The organism is Streptomyces tricolor, assembly GCF_002155905.1.
Lineage (GTDB): Bacteria > Actinomycetota > Actinomycetes > Streptomycetales > Streptomycetaceae > Streptomyces > Streptomyces tricolor.
The window spans coordinates 1-7,799 of record NZ_MUMF01000691.1 but is presented as its reverse complement, the minus strand read 5'-3'; the positions used below and the strand labels follow the sequence as shown (position 1 = coordinate 7,799).

The window sequence follows — 7,799 nt, the reverse complement described above, 5'->3', positions numbered from 1 at the left end:
GACCAGGCGAAGTTCATCAAGGTGGTCGCGGCCTGTCGGGCCGTTGCGCCAGGCGTCGTGTTCGCCCACGCGGCCAGCGACTCCGCCGCGCCCACCAGAGCCTCGGACAGGCCGGCCACCTCGTGTTCCGGGAGGTCGGGGTCGCGATGAGCCTCCCGGGCCGCCACCGCGACCAGCCGGGNNCGCGCATCGCGGCCACCTCGCCCGCGAAGGGCTCACCGTGCGTACGGGCCTGGAGATGCAGCACCGACCAGGCGTCGGGATGCTCCGCGGTGTGCGCGAAGAACGCCCGCAGGCCGTCCCAGAGCTGCCGGTCGGCGGGCAGCCCCGGCCGGACACCCGCCCGGACGGCCTCCGTGAGCGCGGCGGCCTCCCGGCGGATGCAGGCGGTGAAGAGGTCTTCCTTCGAGTTCAGGTACAGATAGACCAACGGCTTGGACACGCCCGCGAGTTCGGCGATCTCGTCCATCGAGGCGGCCATGTACCCGCGCTGCCCGAAGATCCGTACGGCAGCGTCGAGCATCTGCTGCTCCCGCACCGCCCTCGGCATGCGTTTGGTCTTGACGGCACCCATGAGGGCAAGACTAGTTGGGCCGCGGCCCCGACTAGTTGGAAGCGGCAGCTCCGCCCCGCGCCCGCGACCGGTCGTCGGCCACGTCCTCCTGGCTGCGGTTGGCCTCCAGGTTGGCCTTCATCCGGTCGACCTTGGTCACGATCTGCACGGAGGCCCGGTCCCGCTCCTTGCGCAGCGCCACCCAGCTGATCGGTGCCGACAGGACCAGGGAGAGCAGCAGGACCCACAGTCCGTTGGAGTCGCCGAAGCCGCGCGGGAAGATGCCCGAGTAGACGGCACCCCAGACGACCACGAGGCAGCCCGCGAAGATACCGAGGCGCATCAGCGTGTAGCGGAGCATCTCAATCCACTCGTCCGATTCCAAATAGGGTCATCGTCCAGTGAAGCACGAACCGCAGAAGATCTTGCAGGGGGGTCCGGGTCAGGCGAGCGGCAGCAGCATGATCACGTCATCGCGGTCGTCGCCGGGCGCGACCCGGATGGCGTCCGGTATCCGGCCGACCTCCTTGTAGCCGCAGGAGGCGTAGAACCGCTCCAGCCCGAGGCCGCCCCGGCAGGTCAGCCGGATCGCCTCCACCCCCGCCATCTGGCGGGCCGCGTCCGCGGCGGCGGCCAGCAGGTCACGGCCGTACCCCTGGCCCTGGTGCCGGGGGTGGACCATCACCGTGTACAGCCACACCCAGTGGGTCATCAGCCGGTGCGTGTTCCGGGTGAGGAAGGCGGCCGCCGCGATCTCGCCGGCCTCGTCACGGCCGACCAGCAGCCGGGTGCGCCCCTCGGCCATCTGCACGAAGTGCCGTACCAGTTCCGGCCGTATCTCCTCCCGGGTCACCGGGGCGACGAAGCCGACGGCGCCGCCCGCGTTGGAGACGTCCGTCCACAGGTCGAGGATGCCGTCGCGGAGGGCCGGGGTGATCGCCGGGTCCAGGGTGAAGGTAAGAGGCACAGAGGCATCTTACTTATTACCCCTACCCCAGGGCTCGTGCGGCCACCCTCAGATCGGCCACCAGGCCCTCGTACGCCGCCTTGCGGTCCTCGTCGTCCCGCGCCCGCAGCACCGAGGACGGGTGCACGGTCGGCACCAGGCGCTCCGGGCGGCCGTGGATCTCCCGTTCGAGCACGGTCCCGCGGACCTCGCCCACCCGGAACGACGACCCCAGCAGCGCCTTGCCGGCCGTGGCGCCCAGGATCACGATCAGCTCCGGCTCCACCAGCGCCAGCTCCGCCGCCAGCCAGGGGCCGCATGCGGTCATCTCCCGCAGGCTCGGCGCCTTGTGGATGCGGCGCTTGCGGGGTTCGGCCTGGGTGAACTTGAAGTGCTTCACCGCGTTCGTCACATAGGCCTCGGCGGGGTCCACGCCGGCCTCGGCCAGGGCCCGGTCGAGGAGCTTTCCGGCGGGGCCGACGAAGGGCCTGCCCTGGCGGTCCTCCTGGTCACCGGGCTGCTCCCCCACGAGCATCACGCGGGCGTCGGCGTTCCCCGCGCCGAAGACCGTCCGGGTGGCGGCGCGGTGGAGGGGGCAACCGCGGCAGCCGGCCGCTGCGCTGCGCAGAGCGGCGAGGTCGGCGCCCTCCGGGACGAAGGGCTCCGCCGTGTAGGCGTCCTCGGGGGCTCGGGTACTGACCATGGCGTCCGAGTACCCGCCGTGGGGGCTCGGACGCCATGCCGTGTGCGGCTCCGCGCCCCTTCAGGTCGGGACACTCGCGTCGGCCTGAACGGGAAGGGTCAGACCCGCATCGGCTGGGGAGCGTCGCGGCGGGCCGGGTCGGGGCCCTCGTACTCGCGGATGATCTCGTAGCGCGTGTTGCGTTCGACCGGGCGGAAACCGGCGTCCCGGATCAGTTCGAGCAGGTCCTCGCGGGTCAGCTTGTTCGGCGTGCCGAAGTTGTCCGCGTCGTGGGTGATCTTGTACTCGACGACCGAGCCGTCCATGTCGTCCGCCCCGTGCTGAAGGGCCAGCTGGGCGGTCTGCACGCCGTGCATCACCCAGAAGACCTTGACGTGCGGGACGTTGTCGAAGAGCAGCCGGGAGACGGCGAAGGTCTTCAGGGCCTCCGCGCCGGTGGCCATCTGGGTGCGGGCCTGGAGGGTGTTGCGTACCTTGCCGTCCTTCATGTCCACGAAGTCGTGCTGGTAGCGCAGCGGGATGAAGACCTGGAAGCCGTTCGTCTCGTCCTGGAGCTCCCGCAGGCGCAGCACGTGGTCGACGCGGTGGCGCGGCTCCTCGATGTGGCCGTACAGCATGGTGCACGGGGTCTTCAGACCCTTCTCGTGCGCCAGGCGGTGGATGCGGGACCAGTCCTCCCAGTGGGTGCGGTGGTCCACGATGTGCTGGCGGACCTCCCAGTCGAAGATCTCCGCGCCGCCGCCCGTCAGGGACTCCAGGCCCGCGTCGATCAGCTCGTCCAGGATCTCGGACGCCGACAGACCGCTGATCGTCTCGAAGTGGTGGATCTCGGTCGCCGTGAAGGCCTTCAGGGAGACGTTCGGGAGGGCCTTCTTCAGCTCGCGCAGGGACCGGGGGTAGTACCGCCACGGCAGGTTCGGGTGCAGGCCGTTGACGATGTGCAGCTCGGTGAGGTTCTCCGACTCCATCGCCTTGGCGAGCTTGACGGCCTCCTCGATGCGCATCGTGTACGCGTCCTTCTCGCCCGGCTTGCGCTGGAACGAGCAGTAGGCGCAGGACGCGGTGCACACGTTCGTCATGTTGAGGTGCCGGTTGACGTTGAAGTGCACCACGTCACCGTTCTTGCGGGTGCGCACCTCGTGGGCGAGGCCGCCGAGCCAGGCCAGGTCGTCCGACTCGTACAGCGCGATGCCGTCCTCGCGGGTCAGCCGCTCACCGGAGCGGACCTTCTCCTCCAGCTCGCGCTTGAGCCCGACGTCCATGGCAACACCTTTCTACGACAGCCCGACCAACGGTATCCCTACACCTCTTCGGGCAGTTCTCCGACCCGGTTCTCCCACTTCGTGGACAGCACGATCGTGGTGCGGGTGCGGGAGACGCCCTTGGTGCCGCTGAGCCGGCGGATGATCCGCTCCAGGCCGTCCACGTCCGTCGCCCGGACCTTGAGCATGTACGAGTCGTCGCCGGCGATGAACCAGCAGTCCTCGATCTCCGGCAGGTCCCGCAGCCGCTGGGCGACGTCCTCGTGGTCGGCGGCGTCGGAGAGCGAGATGCCGATCAGGGCGGTGACACCGAGGCCGAGGGAGGCCGCGTTCACCGTCGCGCGGTAGCCCGTGATGACACCGGCCGCCTCCAGCCGGTTGATGCGGTCGGTGACGCTGGGGCCCGACAGGCCGACAAGGCGCCCCAGCTCCGCGTACGAGGCCCGGCCGTTCTCCCTCAGGGCCTGGATGAGCTGCCTGTCCACCGCGTCCATGCGATCGAAGCCTTCCGGTGAAAGTTCCTGAAGTGATGAGAGGTCTTGAGACGTGCGTACTGCTACTTGTCCTGCCGGTCGTCCGCCGAGCCGCCGCCCAGCTCACCCCGCCAGCGCCGGTACAGGCCGTGCGCGACACCGGCCGCGTCCAGCACCCGGCCGGCGACGAAGTCCACCAGGTCCTGGATGTGGGTGGCGCCCGCGTAGAAGGCGGGCGAGGCCGGGACCACCGAGGCGCCGGCGTCGTCCAGGGCGACGAGGTGCCGCAGCGTCTGCCCGTTCAGCGGGGTCTCCCGTACGGCCACGACCAGCGTCCGGCGCTCCTTCAGCGTGACGCTCGCCGTGCGCTGGAGCAGGTCCTTGGACAGGCCGAGCGCCACACCGGCCACACAGGCGGTGGACGCGGGCACGATGAGCATCCCCTTCGCCGGGTACGACCCCGAGGACGGGCCGGCGGCGAGGTCGCCCGCGCTCCAGTACCGCACCCCGCTGACGTCCACGTCGAAGGTGCCCGGCTTTCCGTCGGCGCCCCGGGCGAGCCATTCCCGCAGGTCGTCCTGCCAGTGGGCGTCCCGGAACGAGATCCCCGTCTCGTCCAGCAGCGTCAGCCGCGAGGCCCGGCTGACCACCAGGTCCACCGCTTCCCCCGCGCCCAGCAGCGCCCGCAGCACAGCAGCCGCGTATGGCGTCCCGGAAGCTCCGGACACCCCCACGATCCAAGGCACGCGCTGCGTTTCTCCTGCGTTCACACCTTGAGCGTACCGGCGCGCCCGACCGTGTTCAGGCCGGGTGGGTCCGGGCCCGTCAGACCGTCAGACCGCGTACGAGGAGATCCAGCAGCGCGCACACGAACAGGGCAATGCCGATGAAGCCGTTGACACTGAAGAACGCCCTGTTCAGACGGGACAGGTCGTGGGGGCGGACGATGTGGTGCTCGTAGAGGAAGGCCGCCGCGACGATCAGCAGGCCCAGCCAGAAGAAGGCGCCGGCGCCGGTGGCCAGGGCGTACCAGACGAACAGGGCCGTCGTGATCGTGTGGCAGGCCCGGGCGCCCCAGATCGCGGCCGGGATGCCGAAGCGGGCCGGGACCGACATGACGCCGATCTCGCGGTCGGTCTCCACGTCCTGGCAGGCGTAGATCAGATCGAAGCCGCCGATCCAGATGCCCACGGCCAGGCCCAGTATCACCGCCGTCCAGGACCACTCGCCGCTGATCGCCAGCCAGCCGCCGACCGGGCCCATGGCCTGCGCGAGGCCGAGGATGGCCTGCGGGAAGTTGGTGAAGCGCTTCCCGTAGGGGTAGACCACCATCGGGATCACCGCGACGGGGGCCAGGGCCAGGCAGAGCGGGTTCAGCAGGGCCGCCGCGCCGAGGAAGACCACCAGGGCGATCAGGGCGCCGGTCCAGGCGTGCCGGACGGACATCGCGCCGGTCACCAGCTCGCGGTGGGCGGTGCGCGGGTTCCGGGCGTCGATCTCGCGGTCGATGATCCGGTTGACCGCCATGGCGAAGGTGCGCAGGCCCACCATGCAGACCGTGACGAGGAGCAGCCGGCCCCAGTGGATGTTCCGGTCCGCCTCGTACATCGCCGTGAGGGCGGCGATGTAGGCGAAGGGGAGCGCGAAGACCGAGTGCTCGATCATCACCAGGCGCAGGAACGCCCGGGTGCGGCCGGGCTGGGAGATCGCTGCGGTGGTCACAGGCCGTACTCCTTCCAGCGGCGGTCGACCTTCGCCGCCGTCTCCGGGTCGGACTCCACCATGTCCGGCCACCCGCCGTCGCGGGTGTAGCCCTCCTCGGGCCACTTCTTCGTCGCGTCGATGCCCGCCTTGCCGCCCCAGAACTGCTGGTAGGAGGCGTGGTCCAGGTGGTCGACGGGGCCTTCCACGACCGTGAGGTCACGGGCGTAGTCGGTGTTGCCGAGGGCCCGCCAGGCGACCTCGTGCAGGTCGTGGACGTCGCAGTCGGCGTCGACCACCACGATCAGCTTGGTGAGGGACATCATGTGGGCCCCCCAGATGGCGTGCATCACCTTCTGCGCGTGCTTCGGGTACTTCTTGTCGATCGAGACGATCGCGCAGTTGTGGAAGCCGCCGGACTCGGGCAGGTGGTAGTCCACGATGTCCGGGACGATGATCTTCAGGAGCGGGAGGAAGAAACGCTCCGTCGCCCGGCCCAGCGGGCCGTCCTCCGTGGGGGGCCGGCCGACCACGATGGACTGGAGCAGCGGGCGCCGGCGCATCGTCACGCAGTCGATCCGCAGCGCCGGGAAGGGCTCCTGCGGGGTGTAGAAGCCGGTGTGGTCGCCGAAGGGGCCCTCGGGCAGCATCTCGCCCGGCTCCAGCCAGCCCTCCAGGACCACCTCGGCGTGGGCGGGCACCTGGAGCGGGACCGTCTTGCAGTCGACCATCTCGATCCGCTTGCCCGCGAGGAAGCCGGCGAAGAGGTACTCGTCGATGTCGCCGGGGAGGGGGGCGGTGGAGGCGTACGTCACGGCGGGCGGGCAGCCGAAGGCGATGGCCACCGGCAGCCGCTCGCCGCGCCGCGCCGCCACCTGGTAGTGGTTCCGGCTGTCCTTGTGGATCTGCCAGTGCATCCCGATGGTGCGCTGGTCGTGGCGCTGCAACCGGTACAGGCCCAGGTTCCGGACGCCGGTCTCGGGGTCCTTGGTGTGGGTCAGGCCCAGGTTGAAGAAGGAGCCGCCGTCCTTGGGCCAGGTGAACAGCGCCGGGAGCCGGTCGAGGTCGACGTCGTCGCCCTGGAGGACGACCTCCTGCACCGGCGCGTCCTTGACCTTCTTCGGCGGGACGTGGGCCATCGCGCCCAGCTTGCCGAAGGCCTCGCGCACGCCGACGAAGCCGTGCGGCAGCTCGGGCCGCAGCAGGCCGCCGATCTTCTCGGAGATCTCGCCGTACGACTTCAGGCCCAGCGCCTTCAGCAGGCGGCGGTCGGTGCCGTACACGTTCATGGCGAGGGGCATGTCCGAGCCGCGCACGTTCTCGAAGAGGAGGGCGGGGCCGCCGGACTTCTGCACCCGGTCGACGATCTCCCCCACTTCCAGGTAGGGGTCCACCTCGGCCTTGATGCGCTTGAGGTCTCCCTCGCGCTCCAGCGCCCGTAGCAGGGAGCGAAGATCGTCGTAAGCCATGTGTCCCAGTATCGGCCACCCGCTACTCTGACCCGGTCACCAGGGTCGCCTCCGACCCGCTCACCGAGGTCGTCTCACGGCGTGGGGAGTACGCGCGGCCATGCTCAGGTTTCTGCCGTTCCTGCTGGTCCTGGCGCTGTTGATCTACTCCGTCAGCTGGCTGTTCACCGGCCGGACGCGGCGCGGTCCGGCGGGCGGCTCCACGCCCTCGGAGTGGCACCGCGAGGCCGCCGCGAACTGGGTCGCCCCGGACGACAACCCCGAGTTCCTGAAGTCCCTCGACGAGCGCAAGGACGACCCCGGGCGGGACTAGGGCGGAAGACGGCCACCGGGTGCTGGAGCACGATCTCCCGGGCCGCGGGATCCCAGCTGGTCACCTTGCCCAGGCAGTGCGCCTGGAACTGGCCCTCCGGCGGCTTCCGGTCCGGGGTGAGGGCGCAGCACCACCCGCAGGTGCGCGGCGGGGCCGCCGTCCGAGCAGGGCGCCCGCATCACCAGCGTCTCGCCCCGGCTGCCGCGCGCCTCGAACCGGCCGGCGCCCATGACGAACTCGCCCATCTCGCTGAGCGGCACGTCCGGGGCGGGCCCGGCGCCCGCCCCGGTGCGGGCCGGCTCCCGCAGCAGCGCCCGGTTCGGGGTGACGCTTCCGGAGTCCGGCCGCAGCCGCACCTCCACCAGGCCGTCGTCGCGGC

The 7,799-nt window shown here is 70.7% G+C and carries 9 protein-coding genes and 2 pseudogenes; 1 reads left to right on the top strand and 10 read right to left on the bottom strand.

Going from position 1 to position 7,799, the window contains the following annotated elements; genetic code table 11:
* From CCN44_RS37495 to CCN44_RS37455, 9 genes and pseudogenes are all read right to left on the bottom strand, one after another.
* Positions 1-574 (bottom strand): annotated as a pseudogene (locus CCN44_RS37495) (TetR/AcrR family transcriptional regulator); the annotation flags it as partial.
* A 31-nt stretch (positions 575-605) separates the two neighbouring features.
* Complete coding sequence (locus CCN44_RS37490; protein ID WP_059251858.1) at positions 606-914, bottom strand: DUF4229 domain-containing protein; 309 nt, start codon at positions 912-914, stop codon at positions 606-608.
* Between the two features lie 81 nt (positions 915-995).
* On the bottom strand, positions 996-1,520 hold the full coding sequence (locus CCN44_RS37485) for a GNAT family N-acetyltransferase (protein ID WP_059251856.1): 525 nt from the start codon (positions 1,518-1,520) through the stop codon (positions 996-998).
* A gap of 22 nt (positions 1,521-1,542) precedes the next feature.
* Complete coding sequence (locus CCN44_RS37480) at positions 1,543-2,202, bottom strand: UdgX family uracil-DNA binding protein (protein ID WP_059251854.1); 660 nt, start codon at positions 2,200-2,202, stop codon at positions 1,543-1,545.
* Positions 2,203-2,300: 98 nt separating this feature from the next.
* Entirely contained in the window at positions 2,301-3,464 is a 1,164-nt protein-coding gene (mqnE, locus tag CCN44_RS37475) for an aminofutalosine synthase MqnE (RefSeq protein WP_086703233.1), read from the bottom strand.
* Positions 3,465-3,502: 38 nt separating this feature from the next.
* Complete coding sequence (locus CCN44_RS37470; protein ID WP_059251851.1) at positions 3,503-3,958, bottom strand: Lrp/AsnC family transcriptional regulator; 456 nt, start codon at positions 3,956-3,958, stop codon at positions 3,503-3,505.
* Positions 3,959-4,020: 62 nt separating this feature from the next.
* On the bottom strand, positions 4,021-4,683 hold the full coding sequence (locus CCN44_RS37465) for a UbiX family flavin prenyltransferase (RefSeq protein ID WP_059251849.1): 663 nt from the start codon (positions 4,681-4,683) through the stop codon (positions 4,021-4,023).
* 79 nt (positions 4,684-4,762) lie between these two features.
* Positions 4,763-5,659: a menaquinone biosynthesis prenyltransferase MqnP gene (gene mqnP, locus CCN44_RS37460; protein WP_059251847.1), complete on the bottom strand. Its 897-nt coding sequence runs from the start codon at positions 5,657-5,659 to the stop codon at positions 4,763-4,765.
* Positions 5,656-7,107 (bottom strand): menaquinone biosynthesis decarboxylase, encoded by a 1,452-nt coding sequence (locus tag CCN44_RS37455; protein WP_059251845.1) that lies wholly within the window; start codon positions 7,105-7,107, stop codon positions 5,656-5,658. The genes mqnP and CCN44_RS37455 overlap by 4 nt, the downstream gene beginning before the upstream one ends.
* 100 nt (positions 7,108-7,207) lie before the next feature.
* Here CCN44_RS37455 and CCN44_RS37450 point away from each other — a divergent pair, with 100 nt between their 5' ends.
* Positions 7,208-7,420 carry a hypothetical protein gene (locus CCN44_RS37450; RefSeq protein WP_059251844.1) on the top strand — a complete coding sequence of 71 codons (213 nt, stop codon included), beginning with the start codon at positions 7,208-7,210 and terminating at the stop codon, positions 7,418-7,420.
* Here CCN44_RS37450 and CCN44_RS44740 read toward each other — a convergent pair.
* A pseudogene (locus CCN44_RS44740) lies at positions 7,417-7,799 on the bottom strand (hypothetical protein); the annotation flags it as partial. The gene CCN44_RS37450 and the pseudogene CCN44_RS44740 sit on opposite strands and share 4 nt — an antisense overlap.